Origin of the sequence: Rhodococcus sp. 05-2254-2, assembly GCF_002259095.1 — a bacterium.
GTDB lineage: Bacteria > Actinomycetota > Actinomycetes > Mycobacteriales > Mycobacteriaceae > Rhodococcoides.
Genome location: NZ_NOZJ01000008.1, coordinates 361,199 through 384,112, shown reverse-complemented (window position 1 = coordinate 384,112; position 22,914 = coordinate 361,199). Strand labels below are relative to the sequence as shown.

At 65.6% G+C, this 22,914-nt stretch carries 11 protein-coding genes; 8 read left to right on the top strand and 3 right to left on the bottom strand.

Going from position 1 to position 22,914, the window contains the following annotated elements:
- Positions 1-184: 184 nt before the first annotated feature.
- From CH283_RS11865 to CH283_RS11830, 8 genes are all read left to right on the top strand, one after another.
- On the top strand, positions 185-1,198 hold the full coding sequence (locus CH283_RS11865) for an alpha/beta hydrolase (protein WP_068054320.1): 1,014 nt from the start codon (positions 185-187) through the stop codon (positions 1,196-1,198).
- Between the two features lie 216 nt (positions 1,199-1,414).
- Positions 1,415-3,316: an alpha/beta hydrolase-fold protein gene (locus CH283_RS11860; protein WP_094638930.1), complete on the top strand. Its 1,902-nt coding sequence runs from the start codon at positions 1,415-1,417 to the stop codon at positions 3,314-3,316.
- 83 nt (positions 3,317-3,399) lie between these two features.
- The gene (locus CH283_RS11855) at positions 3,400-3,945 is read left to right on the top strand and encodes a DUF732 domain-containing protein (protein WP_068054323.1); all 546 of its coding nucleotides are present in this window, start codon (positions 3,400-3,402) and stop codon (positions 3,943-3,945) included.
- A 12-nt stretch (positions 3,946-3,957) separates the two neighbouring features.
- Positions 3,958-4,911, top strand: a complete 954-nt coding sequence (locus CH283_RS11850; RefSeq protein WP_094638929.1) for a cutinase family protein — start codon at positions 3,958-3,960, stop codon at positions 4,909-4,911.
- Between the two features lie 207 nt (positions 4,912-5,118).
- Entirely contained in the window at positions 5,119-6,117 is a 999-nt protein-coding gene (locus CH283_RS11845) for an LLM class F420-dependent oxidoreductase (protein ID WP_068054330.1), read from the top strand.
- Positions 6,118-6,298: 181 nt separating this feature from the next.
- Positions 6,299-8,197: a long-chain-fatty-acid--AMP ligase FadD32 gene (fadD32, locus tag CH283_RS11840; RefSeq protein ID WP_068054333.1), complete on the top strand. Its 1,899-nt coding sequence runs from the start codon at positions 6,299-6,301 to the stop codon at positions 8,195-8,197.
- Positions 8,198-8,240: 43 nt separating this feature from the next.
- Positions 8,241-13,343 carry a polyketide synthase Pks13 gene (gene pks13, locus CH283_RS11835; protein ID WP_094638928.1) on the top strand — a complete coding sequence of 1,701 codons (5,103 nt, stop codon included), beginning with the start codon at positions 8,241-8,243 and terminating at the stop codon, positions 13,341-13,343.
- A 3-nt stretch (positions 13,344-13,346) separates the two neighbouring features.
- Positions 13,347-14,891: an acyl-CoA carboxylase subunit beta gene (locus CH283_RS11830; protein ID WP_094638927.1), complete on the top strand. Its 1,545-nt coding sequence runs from the start codon at positions 13,347-13,349 to the stop codon at positions 14,889-14,891.
- Positions 14,892-15,050: 159 nt separating this feature from the next.
- Here CH283_RS11830 and CH283_RS11825 read toward each other — a convergent pair whose 3' ends face one another.
- The 3 genes from CH283_RS11825 to CH283_RS11815 all read right to left on the bottom strand — a co-directional run bounded on the left by CH283_RS11825 (position 15,051) and on the right by CH283_RS11815 (position 22,912).
- A complete protein-coding gene (locus CH283_RS11825; protein ID WP_068054628.1) occupies positions 15,051-16,022 on the bottom strand; it encodes a hypothetical protein in 972 nt (323 codons plus the stop codon).
- 325 nt (positions 16,023-16,347) lie between these two features.
- On the bottom strand, positions 16,348-19,665 hold the full coding sequence (locus CH283_RS11820; RefSeq protein WP_094638925.1) for an arabinosyltransferase domain-containing protein: 3,318 nt from the start codon (positions 19,663-19,665) through the stop codon (positions 16,348-16,350).
- Between the two features lie 76 nt (positions 19,666-19,741).
- Positions 19,742-22,912 carry an arabinosyltransferase domain-containing protein gene (locus CH283_RS11815; RefSeq protein ID WP_255183189.1) on the bottom strand — a complete coding sequence of 1,057 codons (3,171 nt, stop codon included), beginning with the start codon at positions 22,910-22,912 and terminating at the stop codon, positions 19,742-19,744.
- Positions 22,913-22,914: the final 2 nt, after the last annotated feature.

Sequence of the window (22,914 nt, the reverse complement as noted above, 5' to 3'; positions counted from 1 at the left end):
CAGTTTTGCCTTGGAACCGCTCGATGGAATAACCTCCATCGAGCGGTTCGCCTGTTTTCACAGCAGAACCTCAGTTTTTCGGGACCACATCGTCCCTGGCCTCGAGGGGCCACCCAGAAAGCCCTGTTCGATTGCCGGGGGCCGCATGTCGCGGAGACCGCGTAGATGAGAGAGAGCACGATTCATGCGATTTGCCGGCCTCAGCAGAACCCCGAAGGCGTCTTCACGCTGGCGTCAGCGCCTGCTCGGCGTCGGTGCTGCCGCGCTCGTCCTTCCCATCGCAGCCGGTGTCGTCGGTGGAGCGGTCGCTGTTGCAGCGCCTGCTCCCGTCGTGCACCAAACGCCCGCCGGTGGCCGTGAGGACCTGATCGTTCCGTCCGAGATGGGCCCCATCAAGGTTCAGGTCCAATGGGCGGCCCGCGGTGGCAACGCTGCTCTCTACCTGCTCGACGGACTGCGCGCACGCGACGACCGCAACGCCTGGACGTTCGAGACCAACGCGCAGGATCAGTTCGCCAACGACAACGTGACCCTGGTCATGCCCGTCGGCGGTCAGTCGAGCTTCTACAGCGACTGGTACACCTCGTCGAACTTCAACGGCCAGGAAGTCACCTACAAGTGGGAGACCTTCCTGACCCAGGAGCTGCCCGCGTTCCTCGAGAACTACGGCGTCTCGCGCAGCAACAACGGTGTACTCGGACTGTCCATGGGTGGCTCGGCCGCTCTGACGCTCGCCGCCTACCACCGCGATCAGTTCAAGTTCGCCGGTTCGCTCTCGGGCTACCTCAACATCTCCGCGCCCGGCATGCGTGAGGCCATCCGCGTCGCCATGCTCGATGCCGGACGCTTCAACGTCGACTCCATGTGGGGACCGCCCTGGAACCCGGCGTGGCTGCGTAACGACCCGTTCGTCTTCGCACCGAGGCTCGAGGGCATGTCCCTGTACATCTCGGCCGCCAGTGGTCTGCCCGGCGAGTTCGATCGACCGGCCGCGCCGATCGATTTCTACAACACCGCCAACGGCATGGCGCTCGAGGCCCTCTCGCTCGCCAACACCCGTGCATTCCAGATCCGCATGAACACTCTCGGCATCCCGGCCACCTACAGCTTCCCGTCCAACGGCATTCACGCATGGCCGTACTGGGGAGCCGAGCTGTGGAAGGCTCGCGGCCAGATCCTGGAAGCCCTGAACGCCTGACGTTCACCATCGTCATGTTCTCCGGAAGTGCCGCCCGCGTCCCTACGCCGGGCGGCATTTCTGTTCCAGCGGATCGTTAGCGGCACCTCTGTTCACAATTGCACCACCAGTCACAGCGCGTCTGCTTCTCGTCGGCAGCGGGCACGTGTAGAAAGACATACGAAGCATGTCTCGATAGGAGACCTTCGAATGTCACGTCGAAAGAGAGTCACCATCATGCGCACTGAGCTTGTTCGGTTCGGTCGGACTACATCGGCCGGCACACGGGCTCGGCGAGCGGCAGCAGCACTGACCGTCGCTTCCGCGCTGATGATCCCCTTCGCGACGACGACCGTCGCCTCCGCTGCCCCCGTCGCCAGGACGGCCCCTGTTGCGTTGGCCGGCCCCGCGTACACGCAGACGTCCGGTGCCACCGTCACTTCGGTGGACTGGCTCTCCGATCGCCGCGTCGCTTTGTGGATCCAGTCGCCCTCGATGGGCACGCCCATTCAGGTTCAGCTGCTGCTCGCGCGTGACTGGAACATCAACCCGCAGGCCACGTTCCCGCAGGTGTACATGCTCGACGGCCTGCGCGCGACCGACCAGGAGAACGGCTGGACGGCCGAGACCGACGCCGAGTCGTACTTCGCCGACAAGAACGTCAACGTGGTCCTGCCCATCGGCGGCCAGTCCAGCTTCTACTCCGACTGGGTCGATCAGGACAACGGCAAGAACTACCAGTGGGAGACGTTCCTGACCAAGGAACTCCCGCCGATCCTCGAACGCGACTGGCGCAGCACCGACAACCGCGGAGTCGTCGGGTTGTCGATGGGCGGCACGTCCGCGATGTTCCTCGCAGCGCGCAATCCCGGCTTCTTCAAGTTCGCCGGATCGCTCTCGGGCATCCTGAGCACCACTTCGCTTGGTATGCCGCAGGCAATCCAGTACGCGATGACCGACGCCGGTGGGTTCAACTCCAGCGCCATGTGGGGACCGCCGTCGAACTCGCTGTGGGCACAGCACGATCCGTACATGCTGGCCGACAAGCTCGAAGGTGTCAGTCTCTACATCTCGAGCGGCAACGGCTCGGCCGGACCCTACGATCAGCCGTCGCCCATTCCCGGCGTGAGCACCAATTACGCAGGTATGGGACTGGAGATTCTGTCGCGACTGACCTCGCAGACGTTCGCCACCAAGCTCAACCAGCTCGGCATCCCCGCTCAGGTCAACTACCGGCCGTCGGGCACGCACTCGTGGCCGTACTGGCAGTTCGAGTTGCATCAGCTGTGGCCGCAGCTCGCCACCGCGCTCGGCGTCGAGGTGGACAAGCCCGCATGCAGCGCCGCCGGACTGATCGGCAACGCGAGCGGTGCCAATTCGTGGCTCGGCCCGTGCTTGACCGCCGAATACAACGTGGCAGGCGGACGCGCACAGGACTTCACCTTCGGTCGGGTCTTCTTCACCCCCGACACCGGTGCGCAGGTCGTCGCCGGTGCCATCGGTGGCATCTATCAGGGCAACAGGGGCCCCGAGGGTGCTCTCGGCTTCCCGACGACCGGCGAGATCGGAACCCCCGACGGTCGCGGACGGTTCAACGCCTTCCAGAACGGCATGGTCTACTTCACGCCGCAGACCGGCGCGCACGCGGTCAAGGGTGCCGTGCTCGACGAGTGGGCCGCCCAGGGTTACGAGGGTGGACCGCTCGGCTACCCGGTGCTCGACGAGGTCGAAACGCCGACCAAGCCCGGATCGGTGCAGGGCTTCGAGATCGGTGCCATCTACACCTCGCCCGAGGCCGGTGTGCACTCGGTGCAGGGCATGATTCTGGGCAAGTACGGCGAATTGGGTTGGGAGGGTGGACCTCTCGGGTTCCCCAAGTCCAACGAGCTCGGTCCGATCAGGGACGGCGGACGCTTCAACCAGTTCGAGACGGGCAACATCTACTGGAGCCCGCTGAGCGGTGCCTGGTCCACCCCGTACGGTCCGATCTTCGACGCGTGGGGATCGGTCGGCTACGAGGGCGGCCGGCTCGGCTACCCCACCAGCGATCAGTTCGACATCGACGGTGGCGGCAAGCAGCAGAACTTCCAGTTCGGCATCATCACGCTGAAGGACGGCGTTGCCACGATCGCGCCGTAGAACCTGCCGACAGCAGCTCAGAGTCCTCACAGAGCGCGGCGGTACTCTCGCCTGCGAACCCGACGACCGAAGGATTTCGATCGATGACGCGTAATTCCCTCACCAGGACTCTGTCGCTCGGTGTGTTCGCCGTTGCGGCGAGTTCGATGCTGGTGGCCTGCGGGAGTGACGACTCGACGGCGACCGGAGCTCCGACGAGCACCACCTCGGCCGTCGAGACGACGACCGAGGCGAGTTCGACGACGTCGGCTGCAGAGACCACCACCGCTGCGCCGACCACGAGTCCGGGGGAGGCGGCCACCGCGCCGCCCGAGCAGCCTCAGCCCGTCCCGGACGATTTCCCGGGGCCCACGGAAAGTCAGATCGACGACCGCGGTCAGAGTTTCCTGGACGAGTTGAGGAAGCAGGGCGTCACCCCGGCGGGCAACGGCGACATCGCGGTCTCGACGGCCAACTACATCTGTGCCGCGCAGGCGCAGGGCGTCACGGCCGAGGAGATCTCGACCTTCGTCACGGCGAACGTCGGCGTCGAGGCCAGCGCCTCCGGAACCCAGATGAGCGAGACGCAGGCTCAGCAGGCGGCTCAGACCTACATCGCCGCCGCGCAGGCGACGTACTGCAGGCCGTAGAGATCCACGGTGATGGCCAAGCGTAAGCGCAGAATTCTTCCGGTGATCGCCGTTGCGGCGATCATCGGTCTGATCATCGTCGCCCTCTGGTACCTGCTTGCCGGAAGGCTGCCGAAGGAACCGGGAATTCCGGTGCCTCCGGGCCCCGAGGAGCCGACGTCGCAGCCGGCCGATTGCCCCGACGTTCAGGTCATCGCCATCCCCGGTACCTGGGAGTCGTCTGCCACCGACGATCCGTACAACCCGACGGCCAACCCGGTGTCGTTGATGCTCAACGTCACTCGCCCGTTGCAGGAGCAGTTCCCCGGCTCGCGAGCGGACGTCTACACCGTGCCGTACGTGGCGCAGTTCTCGAATCCCATCGCGCTGCCGCCGGACGGCCAGGAGTCCTACAACAACAGCCGCACCCAGGGCAAAGCCGTCGCCGTGCAGAAGATGACCGATGTCAGCGCGCGTTGCCCGTTGACCAATTTCGTCCTCGCCGGCTTCTCTCAGGGCGCGGTCATCTCCGGCGACATCGCAGCGGACATCGGAGCGGGCAACGGTCCCATTTCCGCCGATCGTGTTCTCGGCGTCACCCTCATCGCCGATGGCCGACGCGACGGCGTCTCCGGCACCGATGTTCCGGCCCCGCTCGACGGCGTCGGTGCCGAGGTTGCGCTCGGAGGACTCGACCTGCCCGGTATCACGATGACGGGGCGTCGGGAAGGTGGCTTCGGTGCTCTCGACGACCGGACCAATCAGATCTGTGCTCCCGGCGATCTGATCTGCTCGTCGCCGTCGGATGGATTGTCGCTCCGCAACATTCCGCAGAGCATCCAGATTCTGATCGGTGCTGCAGGCAACCCCGTTCATGCGTCGTACAACAGTTTCGTCGTCGACGAATCCGGTACGACGGCTACTCAGTGGACCGCTTCGTGGGCCGCCGGACTGATCGAGAACGCCCCGACGCCCCCGCATTCGTGAGCGCTGACGCTTTTATAACGGAAACGTCACAACGCGACGTGTGGCGATCTATTGCCGGGCACAAACCTGGGTCGGGAAACCCCCAGCCGGTGTGATCGACTCGGGCCAGCGGCTAGAGTGGCGCCTTGGACCTGCGCAGATCGGCCCCGGCCGGGCTGCTCTCGCCACCCGAAACAAGACCGCTCCACACTCCGAGGAGAGCAATAGATGAGTTCCGCCGAGGCCGCGACCGCAGGGCCGCGTAAATTCCGATTCGCTGCGGGCGGAGAGGGAAACGCCGAGGAGGGCGGGGCTCGGAAGTTCATCAAGCTGGCGCAGCAGGCCGAGGAACTGGGCTACGACAGCTTCATGATTCCCGATCACCTGGGCAACCAGGTCGGTCCCATCGCAGCACTCGGCGCGCTCGCCGTCGCCACCGACAAGATTCGGCTCGGCACCGCTGTGTTGGCCAACGGCTTCCGGCATCCCGCGGTGCTGGCCAAGGACGCGGCCACCATCGATGTGCTGTCGGGCGGGCGGCTCGAACTCGGTCTCGGCGCAGGTTGGATGCGTGAGGAGTACGACAAGGCGGGCATCACGTACGACCGCCCGGGCGTGCGCATCGAGAAGTTGGAAGAGACGCTCGAAATTCTCGACGTGCTGCTGCGCGGTCAGGAATGCAATTTCGAGGGCAAGCACTACACGATCACCGGTCTCAAGGGCAGTCCTCGGCCGCGGCAGGGACCGCGTCCTCCGATCTGCATCGGCGGTGGCGGTCCGAAGATGCTCGCGTTGGCGGCCAAGTATGCCGACATCATCTCCGTGGTGCCGAGCACCTCGAAGGAGGGCAAGCTGTTGCTCTCGGGCATGACCATCGAGAAGACCCTCGAGCGAGTCGAGCTCATTCGCGCGGCCGCGGGCGATCGGTTCGACGACATCGAACTGAACTGGGCCATCACCACGATCGTGGTCACCGACGACCGTGAACAGATGGCCGAGATGGCGCTGGCGGCACTCGACAACGGCTATCCGCCGAACGTGGACGTCGACGTCAAGCTCACCGTCGAGGACATCCTGTCGTCTCCGTACCTCGCATTCGGGACATACGAGGAAATTGCCGATCAGATCCGTAACGTTCGCGCGCGGACGACGATGTCCTATGTCGGGGTTTTCCCTACTCAAATGGAAGCATTCGCGCCGGTTGTCGACTTGCTGAAAGGCGAGTGACGCAGGCGCGTGTCGGTACCATGTAGCTGGCCTTTCAAACCAGGTGCCAAACCGACACCGTAAGAGCTACTAGTCAGTAACATAAAACGCTGTTCGGTGTCTGCATGCACGCAGCCGGTGGTGCGGGCCCAGGTCACGCAGGCTGTGTGGCAGCGGATTCGTGTCGGAGGAGATTGAAGTAATGAGCCACACGTTCGATGATTTCATCGATGAGAACGGCCACATCACCATCGGGGAAGGGCAGACGCTCGTCCGCCACGTCGAGGTGAACGTGCAGGAGAATTCCGACACGCTCGCGTACCGGTTCGTCGACTACTCCCGGGAACGTGACGGCGAGGCTCACGAGCTGACCTGGGCCGAGTTCGGTACTCGCCTCAAAGCGGTCGCGGCTCGCCTGCAGCAGGTCACCCAGCCCGGTGATCGAGTGGCGATCCTGGCACCGCAGGGCCTCGAGTACGTCATCGCCTTCTTCGGTGCGATCTACGCGGGCACCATCGCGGTGCCGCTGTTCGATCCCGACGAGCCGGGCCACACCGACCGCCTGCATGCCGTCCTCGGTGACTGCAAGCCGAGCGCCATCCTCACCGCGAGCAACTCGGCCGCAGGCGTGCGCGCGTTCTTCCGCGCCCTGCCCGCCGCGGAGCGTCCCCGGATCATCGCCGTCGACGCCGTCCCGGACAGCGTCGGTGAGACATGGGTCGAGCCCAAAGCCGGGCTCGACGACATTGCGTATCTGCAGTACACCTCCGGCTCGACGCGGACGCCGGCCGGCGTCGAGATCACGCACCGCGCAGTGGGCGTCAACGCGCTGCAGATGGTCGACAGCATGGAGATCAACCACGACTCCCGCGGCGTCACCTGGCTGCCGATGTTCCACGACATGGGCCTGCTGACCGTCATCCTCCCGGCGCTCGGCGGCAAGTACATCACCATCATGAGCCCGCGCGCCTTCGTGCAGCGGCCCTGGCGCTGGATCAAGGAACTCGCAGCTGTCTCCGACGGCGCAGGCACCTTCGCGGCAGCACCGAACTTCGCGTTCGAGCATGCCGCCCAGCGTGGATTGCCGAAGAACGGCGAGAGCCTCGACCTGTCCAACGTCATCGGTCTGATCAACGGCAGTGAGCCCGTCACCACGTCGTCGATGAAGAAGTTCAACGAGGCGTTCGGCCCCTACGGACTGCCCAAGTCCGCGATCAAGCCGTCCTACGGCATGGCGGAGGCGACCCTGTTCGTCTCGACCAGCAAGCACGCCGACGAGGCCAAGGTCGTCTACGTCGACCGCGTCGAGCTCAACGCAGGCAACTTCGTCGTCGTCGCCCCCGACGCCCCCGGTGCCATCCCGCAGGTGTCCACCGGAACCGTCGCACGCAGCCAGTGGGCTGCCATCGTCGACTCCGAGACCGCCACCGAGGTTGCCGACGAGCACGTCGGCGAGATCTGGTTGCACGGGGAGAACATCGGCAAGGGCTACTGGGGCCGCGAGACCGAGACCACGGAGACCTTCCACAACAAGCTCGTCCACCGCAACTCCGAGGGCTCGCACGCAGAGGGCGCTCCCGAGGGTGGCAATTGGATGCGTACCGGCGACTTCGGCGTCTACCACGACGGCGAGCTCTACATCACCGGTCGCGTCAAGGACCTCGTCATCGTCGACGGCCGCAATCACTACCCGCAGGACCTCGAGTTCTCGGCTCAGGAAGCCAGCAAGGCACTGCGTCCCGGCTTCGTCGCGGCCTTCGCCGTACCGCTCAACCAGCTCCCGGACATCGTGTTCGAGTTCAGCGGCGCAGCCCTGACCAAGGACTCCGACGACAGCTCCGAGCAGCTCGTCATCGTCGCCGAGCGTGCACCCGGCTCGGGCAAGGCAGACCCGGCTCCGATCGCCGACGAGGTGCGTACCGCGGTATCGGCACGGCACGGGGTCACCGTGCGCGACGTCCTGCTCGTCCCGGCCGGTTCCATTCCGCGTACGTCCAGCGGCAAGATCGCTCGACGCGCCTGCAAGGCCGCGTACATCGAGGGCACGCTGCGTGGCGGTTACCAGCAGACGGCCTTCCCGGATGCAGAACTGCCCGACTGACGGACGCATCCTCCGTTCTTCCTCCGATACGACTTGGTGAGTAATGGCTGAACAAGAGACAGACAAAATCGAGCGCGTGGACGGCGGAGACCTCACGGTCGCGCAGCTGCGGGACTGGCTGCGCAACTGGGTAGCGGACGCGACCGGGCAGCCGGCGTCGGCCATCTCCGACGACCGCCCGATGGAGGAATTCGGTCTGTCCTCTCGCGATGCCGTCGCACTGAGCGGCGAGATCGAGGAGTTGGTGGGGGTCACGCTGACCGCCACCGTCGTCTATCAGCACCCCACCATCGCCTCGCTGGCCAAGATCATCATCGAAGGCGAGCCGGACGAGCCCGTCGGCACCGTGGACGACGCGTTCTACACCAGCGGCGTTCAGTCGGGCGATGCGCACGACGTCGCGATCGTCGGCCTGTCCTCCCGGTTCCCTGGTACCGGACAGACTCCCGAAGAGATGTGGTCGCTGCTGATCGAGGGCCGCGACGGCATCACCGATCTGCCCGACGGCCGCTGGCAGGAATTCACCTCCGATCCCGTCATCGCTGCCGCGGTGGCCGCGACGGTGACCAAGGGCGGTTACCTCGACGACGTCAAGACCTTCGACGCCGAGTTCTTCGCGATGTCGCCCAACGAGGTCGTCAACGTCGATCCGCAGCAGCGGCTCGCGCTGGAATTGACCTGGGAAGCGTTGGAGCACGCGCACATTCCGGCCAGCTCGATCAAGGGCAGCCAGGTGGGCGTCTTCATCGGCAGCTCCTCCAACGACTACCAGCTCATCGCCGTCAGCGACCCGGCCGTGCACCCGTATGCCCTCACCGGCACGTCCACCGCCATCGTCGCCAACCGAGTGTCGTACTTCTACGACTTCCGCGGGCCGTCGATCGCCGTCGACACCGCGTGCTCGTCGTCGCTCGTCGCCGTGCACCAGGCGGTACGCAGTCTGCGTACCGGAGAATCCGATCTGGCCGTTGCCGGTGGCGTCAACATGCTGCTCGCGCCGCCCATCACCGTCGGATTCGGTCAGACGGGTGTGCTCGCGCCGGACGGCCGAATCAAGGCCTTCTCCTCGGACGCGAACGGCATGATCCGCTCCGAAGGCGGCGGACTCGTCGTCCTCAAGCGACTCGAGGATGCCGAGCGCGACGGTGATCAGGTGCTTGCCGTCATCGCCGGCTCCGCGATCAACCAGGACGGCCGCTCCAACGGTCTGCTGGCACCGAACCCGGACGCACAGGCCGACGCGCTGCGGTTCGCCTACCGCGACGCCGGTATCAACCCGTCGGGCGTGGACTACATCGAAGCGCACGGCACCGGAACCATTCTGGGCGATCCGATCGAGGCCGACGCTCTCGGTCGTGTGGTCGGCCGTGGTCGCGACGCCGACAAGCCTGCCCTGCTGGGATCGGCGAAGACAAACTTCGGACACCTCGAATCTGCCGCAGGCGCAGCAGGTTTGATCAAGGTCGTCCTGGCGATGCAGCAGAACAAGCTCCCCGCCTCGCTGAATTACGTGGGCCCCAACCCGTACATCGACTTCGACAAGGCGCACCTGAAGGTGATCCCGGAGGCCACCGACTGGCCGCGGTACACCGGCAAGGCCGTCGCAGGCGTCTCCGGCTTCGGATTCGGTGGCACCAACGCGCACGTCGTCGTCCGCGAGTACGTCCCGGGCGAGACCGCAGACGCATTCGATCCGGCGGCTGTGGATCCGGAAGCCGTTCTCGTCGAGGGCCTCACCGATGTGGCCGGTGAGGAACTGCCGATCGTCGCCGAGCCCGAACCCGTCGTGTCGGAGGTCGAGACCACGGATCCGGTGGCCGAGGCCGAGACCGTACTGTCCGACGCTGAAACAGGTTCGGAGACAGTGATTCTCGCTGTGTCCGCGGCCCTGCCCTCGCGTCGTAAGCGGGCCGCATCGGAACTGGCCGACTGGCTCGAAACCGAAGAGGGCAGCACGACGCCTCTCGTCGACGTGGGCCGCACGTTGGCTCGCCGCAACCACGGGCGTTCGCGCGCAGTGGTTCTGGCGTCGACCACAGCCGAGGCCATCGCCGGATTGCGCGCCATCGCCGCAGGCAAGCCGGGCCCCGGTGTGTTCTCGGCAGATTCGCCCGCGTCCAACGGGGCGGTGTGGGTGTTCTCCGGCTTCGGTTCGCAGCACCGCAAGATGGCATCGCGGCTCTACCGCACCAACGCGGTGTTCGCCGCCGAGGTCGACAAGGTCGACGAACTGCTCGTCGACGAGGCCGGTTACTCCATCCGCGAGATCATCCTCGACGACTCGCAGACCTACGAGTTCGAGAACTCCCAGGTCGCCATCTTCGTCATCCAGATCGCCCTGGCGGCAACGCTTCGCGCGCACGGTGCCGAGCCGGCTGCCGTCATCGGACACTCGATGGGCGAGGTCGCGGCGGCATACGTTGCCGGTGGCCTGAACCTCGAAGACGCAGTGCGCATCATCTACGCCCGTTCGCGCCTGCTGGCCGAGGGCCAGGACGGACTCGGAGCCGCATCGCAGGGTGCCATGGCTCTCGTCGAGTACACCCCCGACGAGGTCAAGACCCTCACCGATCAATTCCCCAACGTCGAACCGTGCGTCTACGCAGCACCGACGCACACCACCGTCGGAGGACCACGCGCCGAGGTCGAGGCCCTCGTCGACATGGCCGAGGCCGCAGGCAAGATGGCCCGCCTGCTCGACGTCAAGGGTGCCGGACACACCGCGGCAGTCGATGTGCTGCTCGGTGAGTTGGCCGCCGAACTCGCCGGAATCGAACCCGGCAAGCTCACTGCCGGGGTCTACTCGTCGGTCGATCGCGAGGCCCACTATCGCGTCGGGCATGCGGCGATTCACGGCGTCGAGTACTGGACCAAGGGAATGCGTCATCCGGTCTGGTTCACTCAGGCCGTCAATGTCGCTGTGGGAGACGGTCACACGACGTTCGTCGAGCTTGCTCCCAACCCTGTCGCGCTGATGTCGGTCGCCGCCACTGCCTGGGCTGCAGGCGTCGCCGATTCGACTCTGATCCCGACGCTCAAGCGCAAGGAGGACGAGTCCGAGACCTTCCTCTCCGCGCTGGCGCAGCTCTACGTCCACGGGCACGCCCTGGAACTGGCCACGCTGTTCGAGTCCGGCCCGTACGCGCCGATACCGCGTACCGCGTACCTGCGCAAGGAGTTCTGGCTGAACTCGCAGGTCAGCTCCAGCGGCAACGCGCGAGTTCCAGGTGCCCGAGTCGCCTTGCCGGATGGCCGCCACGTCTGGGAAGTTCAGGCCTCGGCCGTCACCTCGTTCGATGCATTGGTCACGGCCGCTGCATCGCAGGTGTTCTCCGATGTGGCCCTGGGCGTTTCGGTGTCTCACGCTGCAGTGCCGAAGGTGGGCACTGTCGTCACCACGTTGACCTCGCATCTCGGTGGCGCATCGGTTCAGGTGCACGCACACGAGGGCTCGGCGTTCACCCTGCTGCACGAGGCCGTCGTCAGCTCCGGAGATGCGCGCCCGGAACCCGTTGTGGCGGTGGAGGAGCGATCGTCGTCCCCCATGGAGGAGTTGCCGGAGGTCGTCGAGACCTTCGGTGACCGTTGGGATCCCAACGGCAATCAGAAGCTCGAAGACCGCTTGGCCATCATCGTCGCGGAGTCCATGGGCTACGCGCCCGAGGATCTGCCGCCCGAGGTTCCGCTGATCGAGCTCGGCCTCGATTCACTCAGCGCTGTGCGGATCAAGAACCGGGTGGAGTACGAATTCGACATTCCCACAGTGCAATTGCAGGCCGTGCGCGACGCGAACCTGCGTGAGGTGGAGAAGTACCTGCGCTACGCGATCGAGAACCGCGACGAGGTGCAGGCACTGGCCGACAAGCAGGCGGCGGAGAAGGCAGCCGAACAGGCTGCCGAGAGCGGTGCGGCAGCTCGCGAGGAAGCGTTGGACACCGCTGTTGCGGCGCCCGACGCTGCGGTACCGAGCGCCGAGTACCAGCCTGCGCCTGCTGTTGCTGCTCCGGCGGTTGTTGCTCCGGCGCAGACCGACCTCGGCGGCAAGGAAGCGTTCGCCGAGGCTGCCGGGTCCGACGTGCCTCCGCGCGACAATGCCGAGCGGATGACGTTCGCGACGTGGGCTGTGGTGACGAAGGAATCGGCCAAGGGCATCTTCAACACCCTTCCGATCCTCGACGACGAGACGGCCGAGAAGCTGGCTGCTCGTCTGACCGAGCGGGCCGGCGGCGAGATCACCTTCGACGACGTCCTGGACTCGGAGACCATCGAGCAGCTCGCAGACAAGGTTCGCCCGCACCTCGAAGACGGTGAGATCGACGGCGTCGTACGCAATCTGCGTGCCCGCCCCGAAGGTTCCACCGCCACACCGGTGTTCGCGTTCCACTCGGCCGGTAGCTCCACCGTCGCCTACGAGCCCTTGCTGAGGAAGCTGCCCGCGGGCACTCCGATGTACGGACTCGAGCGCGTCGAAGGACCCATCGCCGTGCGAGCCGCGGAGTACGTGCCGCTGATCAAGGCGATCCAGCCCGAAGGACCGTACGTGTTCGTCGGCTGGTCGCTCGGCGGCATCCTCGCCTACGAGGTGGCGCGGCAGATGGAAGAAGAGGGGATCGAGGTCGCCTACGTCGGGCTGCTCGACACCGTCATGCCCGGCACGCAGATCCCGGACACCAAGGACGAGGTGCGTAAGCGCTGGGAGCGGTACGCGGCGTTCGCGAAGAAGACGTACAACGTCGATTACCCGATTCCGTACGACAAGTTGGTGGACTCGGACGACGAGGGGCAGATCCGCATCATCACCGATCTGGTGAAGCTCAGCGGCGCGAAGATTCCCGGCGGCATCATCGAGCACCAGCGCACGTCGTGGCTCGACAATCGGGCGATCCAGACGGCCGAGCTCAAGAAGTACGGCGGGCACGTGACGCTGTACCTGGCCGACAAGTACCACGACGACGCGATCGCCCTCGAGCCCGCGTATGCCACCCGCGAAGAGCACGGTGGCTGGGGACCGGTGGTCGAGGACCTCGAGATCGTGTACGTCGGAGGCGATCACCTCGCCGTCGTCGACGAGCCGTACATTGGAAAAATTGCGGCCCATTTGTCGAAGACGCTCGAGAACATCGAGTCTGCAAGAACCGGAGCGTAGATCTTGAGTGGCACCACTGCGGAGAAGCTGGCCGAACTACGGACGAAGCTCGAACAGGCCAAGGAGCCGGCCGGCGACATCGGCGTAGCGAAGCGCGCGAAGAAGGGCATCCCCAGTGCCCGCGATCGCGTCAATTCGTTGCTCGATCCCGGCAGCTTCGTCGAGATCGGCGCACTGGTGAAGGCCCCGAACGATCCGGGCGCGCTCTACAGTGACGGCGTCGTCACCGGCCACGGAACCGTCGACGGCCGCCCGATCGCGGTGTTCTCGCACGATCAGACCGTGTTCGGCGGAACCGTCGGCGAGATGTTCGGTCGTAAGGTCGCCGGCATCATGGACTTCGCGATCAAGATGGGCTGCCCGGTCGTCGGCATCAACGACTCCGGTGGAGCTCGTGTGCAGGACGCGGTGACGTCCCTGGCCTGGTACGCCGAGCTGGGTCGACGCCACGAGGCGTTGTCCGGTCTGTGCCCGCAGATCTCCCTGATCCTCGGCAAGTGTGCCGGCGGTGCCGTGTACGCGCCGATCAACACCGACATCGTGGTCGCCACCGAAGAGGCGTACATGTTCGTCACCGGCCCGGAGGTCATCAAGTCCGTCACCGGTGAGGACGTCAGCCTCGACGAACTGGGTGGTGCGCGCGTCCAGGCTGTCAACGGCAACGTGCACCACGTGGCAGCGGACGAGAAGGCTGCGTTCGAGTGGATCCGGAACTACCTGAGCTACATGCCGTCGAGCTGCCAGGAAGAGTCGCCGGTGATCAACCCGGGGCTCGAGCCGGAGATCACCGAATCCGATCGCAAGCTCGACTCGTTCATGCCCGACGCCGACAACGCCGGTTACGACATGCACGACATCATCCTGCGAATCTTCGACGACGGTGAATTCCACGAACTCTCGGGCCAGACGGCACCGAACGTCATCACGGGTTTCGCCCGCGTCGACGGCCGGCCGGTGGGAATCGTCGCCAATCAGCCGATGCACCTGTCCGGGGCGCTCGACGCCAAGGCAGCGGACAAGTGCGCCCGGTTCATCCGACTCAGCGATGCCTACAACATTCCGATCATCTTCCTCGTCGACACACCCGGCTTCCTGCCCGGCGTCGACCAGGAGACCCTCGGCGTCATCCATCGTGGTGGCCGCTTCATCTTCTCGTTCGTCGAAGCGACGGTGCCGAAACTGACTGTGGTGATCCGTAAGTCGTACGGCGGTGGATACGCGGTGATGGGCTCCAAGCAGCTCGGATCCGACATCAACCTCGCCTGGCCGACTGCCCGCATCGCCGTCATGGGTGCCGAAGGTGCCATCAACATCATGAGTCGCAAACAACTCGCCGAGGCCGGAGAAAATGCACCGGCCCTGCGCAAGCAGCTCATCAACTTCTACAACGAACACGTGGCAACGCCCTGGATCGCCGCCGAGCGTGGCTACATCGACGCGGTCATCGAGCCCTCGCAAACGCGCCTCGAAATTCGCAAGGCCCTGCACATCCTGAAAGACAAGGAAGTGCACAAGAGTCCACGGAAACACTCGTTGCTTCCGATCTAGGCGGACTGAAGTGGTGCCCCAGCCCTCGCGGGGGTCGCTTCGCTCCCGTTCGCGTCAATGGACCACTGCACTGCCCAGACGTATGCAATGGTTCATCCACGTGGGGTGGACTCGGCGTCGATGGACCATTGCACTGCCGAGACGCATGCGATGGTTCATTCACGCGCGGGCACCGGTAGATTCACGCGGCACCATCACCACATCCGGTCGTGGTCTGGCGAGAGCGTGCTGGAAGTTCCTCCGTAAGTCTTCGAGCACCTGTGTCGGCCGATCGCGGATGTCTTGCGGTGAATGGGACACGACGATCAGGCCGTGCGCCTGCATTCGATTGCGTCGGGCTTGTGTGCGCTGGTAGTCGGCTGGTGACAGATGGTGGGTCACGGAATCGATTTCACGTGCCAGCGCCACGGCGTCGATCCAGCCGTCCGTGTTGGCGATGAACTCTCCGCTTCGAGCGTAGATGTCGCAGTTGTGCGTCATCGCTGGCAGCCCGCTGGTTCGGTACAGGCGTTGGTCCTCGAGTTCTGCCACCGAGTGCGCGTTGTCCCGTAACTCCAGAAGTACGCGGCGGGTGAGCGCGCTGTAGCGGCGCGGCCCTTCGGCCAATTCGGTGGCGATCTCGTCGATGGACACGCCGCCTCGTTGGAGCACCTCGGTCAGCAAGGCGACGCACCGTGCCTCGGACTTCGCGGCCCGTGTGGCGTCGACCAATGAACGCACCAGAGGAGCAACTCGTATGCTGCCCTTGGTGATCGGCTCGGGAATCCGCCACGTCCGCTCTGCTCGGACGAAAGACACCGATGCCCGACGCATCTCTGCGGGTAGCAGCAGATGAACCTCCCCGGCGGATCCGTTGGTCCCGTATCCGAACGAATCGAGTCCGACGCAGCCGGTGATCATGCTCGTCGGTCCGCCGTATGCGAGCGCCGCCGCTGAGCGTTCGAGCGTCGACGGATGACCGTTGCGCAGCAGTACGACACCCGGCAGCAATCGCTGCCACGGACCGCCGGCCGCGCATCTGCTGTCGATCGCTGCGTCACTCACGCCCGCCTCGCGAAGCTGCCGACGCGTCACGACGCCGGTCGAGCTGAGGTCGAACAATGAACCTGCGTTCCACAATCGTCTTTTCATGCCCGAAGAGTGAAATCCGGCACCGACACGTTTGTCGCGTTCAGGTGCTGTCGCAGCCTCTCTGTGGATGGTCGACCAGTCTGTGGATGGATTGGCCTTCACCAGTCGCGAGTTGCCAAACATTGTCGGGCTCGGATGTTAGGGCCGGCAGATGGAGTCCTATGAAGCCCGCGGTCCTTGCCCCCCACCGGAGGGTGAATGGACCACCTACGCGCTCAGACGTATGCAACGGTCCATTGACCCACTACGGGCCGAAACGTGGATGGACCCTTGCACGGTCGAGACGTGTGCAAGGGTCCATTGACGCGGAGCGGCGGGTGGGAGGTCAGTCCTCGAATACGCGCAGTTGTCCGTCTTGGTACCAACCGGATCGGGTGACGTCGGCGGTTTCGAGTTCAGCGGGCACTGCGCTCGGGTAGTACTGCTCGTAGCGTTCCAATGAACCCCAGTCCCTGGCCCAGTCGTTTTCGAGGTAGGTGGGGACGGTGACGGGCTTGGCGAGTAGTTCGGACCAGCCCAGTGGGCCGCCGTTTTCGCCGGATTGCCAGGTGTCGGTGGAGCTGACGGCGAGTGGGCGGTCGGGGAGGATGCGGTATCCGGGCACCTCGGCGACGCCGTTTCGGTGGTCGAAGGGGCGTTGGCACGGGAATTGCAGTCCGACGGCCCAGTCGAGCAGCACGGGTTGTTCGCTGCCGATCATGGTGTTGAGGTTTTCCATCACGGGCACCCGCGGCGGGGTGAATGCGAGCCATTGGTCGCCGGTGAGGTTGGGGTCGTTGGCGACGATGCGGACGGCGTCGGCGTCGGGTGCGATGTCCGCCAACGGGATTCGGAGATTACGCCACGAGGGTGCGGGTCCGATGTCGCGTGGCAGGTAGGTGCCCTGGGCCTGGACGCTTCCGTCGGGCTGACGCTTGCCGTATTCGAGCAGCAGCGACTGTCCGTAGGTGAGGGCTCCGGTGTCGTCGTAGGACCAGATGCGTCCGGCTGCGGAGAAGACGACCAGCGGTGCGTCGTCGCTGCGAGCGGGTAGTTGGTACCAGCTCGACGTCGCCTCCGCGGGCTCCTGGACGCCTTCCTGGTAGGAGCCGAGGACGGGGGTGGTGGCTGGGTCGAGGCCGAAGGGCAGGGCGGCGGAGGAGCCGTTGACGCCCACTTCGCCGGTGCCGCCTGCGGTTCCGGAACTCTGGCCTTCCTCGAATGCCGGTCCGACGGACTGCTGATCGGTATTGCCCTGTCCTGGTTTGACTTCCACGGCGTCGGCGCTGAGGTCGCTGGGAACACCGTTGGCGGTGAAGTTGCGCAGTGTGCTGCTCGATCCGCCGAGGGGGCCTGCGACAGGGTCGAAGTCTTCCGGCAGTGGGCTCAGTACACCTGCGTTGGGGTTCGACTCTACGAGGACGTCGTTTGCGAGTCCGCACGAATTATTCAGCACCGATTGCACGTTCGACCGGGCCAGCGAGTAGGCGGGGTACTGAGAGACGGCTCCCTTGACGAGCGAGAGCACCTCGAACAGCACCATGATTCCGGCGATGACAGTCAGCGGCGCGGCAGCGAACTTACGGATGCGTTGACCGCGCGCAGACGTCGGTTTCGGTTGCGGCGGAGCGTATCCCTCACGCAAGTACTGGAAAGCTGCAATGGCGAGGACCAGTCCGAACAGGATGAGGAACAGGGTGCCCGATTCGTTGCCGCCCAGCGAGACCGTCTTGTCGAACCACGGCACGCCGTAGCTCGAGACGTACCAGTAGCCGTTGATGCCCGAGAACGACAGTGCCAGAACGAACATCAGTCCGGCGGCGAACAGCGATCGGTTGCGACGCGAGCGCAGGGCACTGGCCGAGACGGCGACGGCCGTCAGTGCCGCCAGTCCACCGGCGATTCCGGCGTAGGAACCGAAGTGGTGAGTCCACTTGGTGGGGTTGAACATCATGAAGAAGATGGTGCCGAGGACGACGCCGAGCAGACGCCACGCCGGCCCGTTCGCAATGCCGGGGATGCGTCGTCGACGAAGCAGCACGAACAGTGTGGTGAACAGGCACAGGATCATCGTCAGGAACGCGAAGCGGCGTGCGACCGAGCCGTCGACGGTTTGGACGAAGAGGTAGTAGTACCGCAGGAAGTCCTGGTACCAGGCCTCGTTGGGGCCGATGATGGTGCGGACTCGGGTGGACTCGATGACCGTCGCGTACGTCTGGTCGGCGAAGACGACGACGAGTACCAGTACGCCTGCTGCTGCCAGCGGGGCCAGCATCGCGAGGGTGCCGACCTGGCGGTGGCGTCGGACGACGATGCGTGCGATGGGCCGGGCTCCGGCGAGAAGTGCTGCCACACACATCAATCCGGTCGGCGCTGCGGCGAGGGTGAAGGCTCCGATCAAACAGGCTGCGGCGGCGGGCAACAACCTGCCGGTGGCGATGGATCGTTCCACCGAGCACCAGGTGAGCAGTGCGCCGAGGGCGACGATCGGTTCGGGACGCAGTCCGTTGTTGTACGGCAGCCAGAAGGCGAGGAACACCAGTCCGCCGGTCCACAGGGCGACGTTGGATTTGCGCACGGCGCGGCCGAGGCGCGGGACCACCTCACGGCTGATCACCATCCAGCAGAGGACGCCGGCGATGAGTGCGGGCAGTCGCATCCACGGGCTGGCGGTCGAGATCTTGGCGAAGACGGCGAGTACGTCGTAGTACCAGCCGAATGGGGCTTCGGGGACGCCGAACCAGCGGAAGTAGTTGGCCATGTAGCCGGAGTGATCGGCGGCGCGGGCCATCGTGAGGAGGTAGCCGTCGTCCGAGGTGTTCGCGCCGACGAAATGCCAGCCGACCAGAACGCCGAGGACGGTGACGTCGACGCCGGTGAACCTCCACCAGTGGGAGGGGAAGAAGCGGCGGTGCGCGCGACCGTCGGTGCCGCCGAGCCGTCCGAGTGCGCCGATGGCCAACAATGTGCAGGCGATCGCGAGGATCATGATCAGAGACTTGAGCAACGTCGGCGACGACGAGAAGCGGGAGTCGACGTCGACGGTGACGGACATGTCGGCCGGGGCCGCGCCGCTGAGATCGCTGAAGATGCCGACGACCTGGGGGCGTAGATCGCCGTCGAGTCTGCCTTGCAGAGGCTGGCCGTCGTCGTCGGTCAGTCCGGTGAAGGCCGCGGAGGTGTACTCGTCGTTCGAGGTGATCTCGATGGCCGCGCAGCGGGTGCTCTCGACGTCGGCGCGCGGTGCCGTCGCGACGACTACGTTGCGGTCGAGAACGTCCACGTTCGATTCGCCCACACGTACGAACAGACTGTTCAGTGCCGCGCCTTCGCCCTGAGGGGGCGCAGTCGCCAGCAGTAGCCCGCCCGACGCGGGGAGTGCTGCGACGGCAGAGCACGGGAGGGTCGCGGTGAGGCTCAGGGGTGCCTGGGACACCAGCGGGGCGTCCACGTCCTGCAGGAGGCCGTTCTGCGGCCATTCGATGGTGGCCGTTGTCTGAGTGACGGGTGCGAACGGAGTGATCAGCGCGAACAGCACACCGAGCACGCCGGCCACCATGGCGATCAGCCGGGGAACTCGCACCTGCGCACGAAGTTCGTCCGAGGCTCGCAGTGGAGCGGGGACGGGTGGACCAGCTGATGAATCTGTCACGACGTCGGGCACGAGAGTCGATGTTATGCGAGCGTGACGAAGAGGTCACACAGGCACCGTCCCCGGGAATAAATGCAGAACCAGGGAATCAGTCTGTTTTCATCGGTCCGTCGCTGGCCAATCCGGAACGAGACTGCTGCTCGACGGCGATCTCGGCCGTTGTCGCGTCAGGATCGAGTGGCGTGTATCTCTCGATGGATCCCCAGTCTCGGGCGTAGTCGTCGGCGAGGTACGACGGCAGTGTCTCCGCACCGAGGAGCAGTTCGGTCCAGCCGAGCGGACCGCCGCCGATCGAGTCCTGCCAAGCATTGGTGGATTCGGCACCGGTGCGGTCGGGCAGGATGCGGTACTTCGGTACCTCGGCGACGCCGTCGCGATGATCGAACGGACGCTGGCACGGAAACGCGAGTCCGACGGCCCAGTCCAGCATCACCGGATCGGTCGATCCGACCAGTGAGTTCAGCGTCTGCGTCTTCGGGACGCGCGGCGGGGTGACGGCGAGCCATTGATCCCCGGCCAGGTCGTTGTCCTCGGCGACGATGCGTACGACGTCCGCGTCGGCGGGAAGGTCGTTCATCGGCACGCGCAGGTTGCGCCACGACGGCGACGGACCGATGTCGAGCGGGGTGATGCGTCCCAGCGCGATCACGTCACCGCCGTCGCGGCGTCCGTATTCCAGTTCGACGCGTTGGCCTTCGGTGACGATGCCGTCCTCGTCCACCGATCGGATGCGGCCGGCGGCGGCGATGGCGATCAGGTCGCCTTCCTCCGGCAAGGCGTACCAACCGGAGGTCAGGGATGCGGGCTCGGTGGCTCCGAAGCTGCCGAGTACCGGTGTGGTGCTCGGATCGAGGCCGAACGGCAGTGCGACTGTGCTGCCGTTGATTCCGACGTTCTCGGTGGTTCCGCCGGAGGTGCCCGCGGAGTTCGACGAGGTGGCCGCCGCGCTCTGTTCGGAGTCCTCGGGGCGGATGGAGTTCGCGCTGCCCTGCGCGGTGTCCTCGGAATCGGCCGTCAGGTCCTGGGCGACGCCGTCGGGGGTGAATCCGGTACTCCCACCGGCACCGAGGGCGTCGGCTGCGGGATCGATCGGTTGCAGGACCGAGCCGTTGACGTCGGTCTCCACCTGTACGTCACCGGCGAGTCCGCACGAGTTTCCGGCGAGGGCAGAGAAGTTCGAGCGGGCGATGGAGTACGCCGGGTATTGCGCCACAGCGCCTTTGACGAACGAGAGCACCTCGAAGGCCACGACCCCGCCGGCGACGATGGTCAGCGCGGACGGCGCGAAGCGTCGACGCGTGGTCGGTTCTTCTCTGCGATAAGGCAATCGGACGTGCTGATAGGCCGCATAGAGCAGCGTCAGTACCGTCAGGCCCAGCAGGATCGTCGAAAAGCCCTTGCCGGCAATGGACGGCGGCTTGTCGAACCACGGAATGCCGTAGCTCGAGACGTACCACCACCCGTTCGAGCTGGTGAACGCCACCGCCGTCAGGAACAGGACAGCGGCGGTGAACAGTGTTCTGTTGCGCGGAGATCGGACGGTTGCAGCGGTGACGGCAACGGCAGCCAGCGCGGCCAACGACGCCGCGAGACCGGCGTACACACCGAAGTGGTGGGTCCATTTGGTGGGCGTGAACATCATCAAAGCCAGTGCGCCCAGAATGATTCCGAGGATCCGACGCGACGGTCCGGTGGCTGTCCCGGGGATGCGTCCGTTCTTGCGGAGCATCACCGCGATGCACACGACGATGCACAGCAGCATCGCGAACATGCCGAACCGTCGGGCGAGCGAGCCGTCGGGAGAAATGGTCATCAGCGCGTCCCAGCGGACGCGTTCTTCGAACCACGGCACGTTCGGTCCGATGGCCGAGCGCACTCGGGTCGCTTCGAGGACCGTGGCAAGAGTCTGGTCGGCGAAGATCGCAATCAACACCGCCAGTCCCGACGCGACCAGCGGCGCGAGAACGGCGAGCAGTCCCACCTGGCGAGCTCGCTTGACCACGATCATCACCAGCGGCCGCAGGCCGGCGAGCAGGGCGGCGACGGCGATCAGTCCGGTGGGTCCGGCGGCGAGGGAGAACGCGGCGATCAGGGTGCCGATGGCGGCGGGCAGGAGTCGTCCGGTGGCGATGGCGCGTTCGATCGAGCACCACGTGAGCAGTGCGCCGAGGGCGATGATCGGTTCTGGGCGCAGGCCGTTGTCGTAGGGCAGCCAGAAAGCGAGGAACACGAATCCGGCGGTCCACAGCGCGACCCGGTTGGTGAGAACTGCGCGACCGAGGCGGGGGATGACCTCGCGGCTGATGACGAGCCAGCACAGCAGCGCCGCGATGGTGGCGGGCAGGCGCATCCAGATGCTGGCGGTGCTGACCTTGGCGAGGGCGGCGAGCATGTCGTAGTACGGCATGCCGAACGGCGCTTCGGGGACGCCGAACCAGCGGAAGTAGTTGGCCATGTAGCCGGCGTTCTCGGAGACGCGGGCCATGTTGAGCAGGTAACCGTCGTCGGAGGTGTTCGCGCCGATGAAATGCCACAGCACCAGCACGCCCACCACGACGGCGTCGACGCCGGTGATGGACTTCCAGCGCGAGGGGAGGAATCGGCGGTGGCGTCGACCGTCCATGCTGTCGAGGCGATGCAGCGCGAACAGGGAGGCGATCACAGCGAGTGCGCCGACGATCATGGCCAACAACTTGAACGTGGTGGGGCTCGAGGAATAGCGCGAGTCGATGTCGGCGCGCACGTTCAGGCCGTCGACCGGTGCGGTGAGGTCGGTGTAGACGCCGACGACCTGCGGGCGGACGTCGCCGTCCATCGTGCTCGTTTCGCCGTCGAGGTCGACGATCGTACTGGTGGCGCTGGACGAAATGCTCAGCGAACAGTCGGCGGACAGCTCGGACACGGGAGCCTCGGCGAGAACGCGATCACGCAGCAGCACCTGCAGCCGGTCATCGTCGACCCGCACGATCAGTGCCTTCTGCTCGGTCTTCGCAGCTTCGATGGGTGCGGTGGAGATCAGCGTGCCGCCGTCGGTGAGAGCAGTGGCGGCGCTGCACGGAACGGTTGCCTCGAGGTCGACGGGCGAGTAGCTCACCAGCGGAGCGTTGACGCTGCCGAACGAACTCTGCGGCCACGACAGCGTCGCAACGTCCTGCTGAACTGGCAGCAGGGGTGTCGCGATGGCCAGAACCGCACCGATGATGCCAGTGACGATCGCTATCAGCCGGGCGGTCGCGAAGTTCGGAGCGGTCTCGGGCACGC

Coding starts and splice junctions, on each gene's coding strand:
- CH283_RS11865 (WP_068054320.1), top strand. CDS start 185: ATGCGATTTGCCGGCCTCAGCAGAACCCCGAAGGCGTCTTCACGCTGG.
- CH283_RS11860 (WP_094638930.1), top strand. CDS start 1,415: ATGCGCACTGAGCTTGTTCGGTTCGGTCGGACTACATCGGCCGGCACA.
- CH283_RS11855 (WP_068054323.1), top strand. CDS start 3,400: ATGACGCGTAATTCCCTCACCAGGACTCTGTCGCTCGGTGTGTTCGCC.
- CH283_RS11850 (WP_094638929.1), top strand. CDS start 3,958: ATGGCCAAGCGTAAGCGCAGAATTCTTCCGGTGATCGCCGTTGCGGCG.
- CH283_RS11845 (WP_068054330.1), top strand. CDS start 5,119: ATGAGTTCCGCCGAGGCCGCGACCGCAGGGCCGCGTAAATTCCGATTC.
- fadD32 (WP_068054333.1), top strand. CDS start 6,299: ATGAGCCACACGTTCGATGATTTCATCGATGAGAACGGCCACATCACC.
- pks13 (WP_094638928.1), top strand. CDS start 8,241: ATGGCTGAACAAGAGACAGACAAAATCGAGCGCGTGGACGGCGGAGAC.
- CH283_RS11825 (WP_068054628.1), bottom strand. CDS start 16,022: ATGAAAAGACGATTGTGGAACGCAGGTTCATTGTTCGACCTCAGCTCG.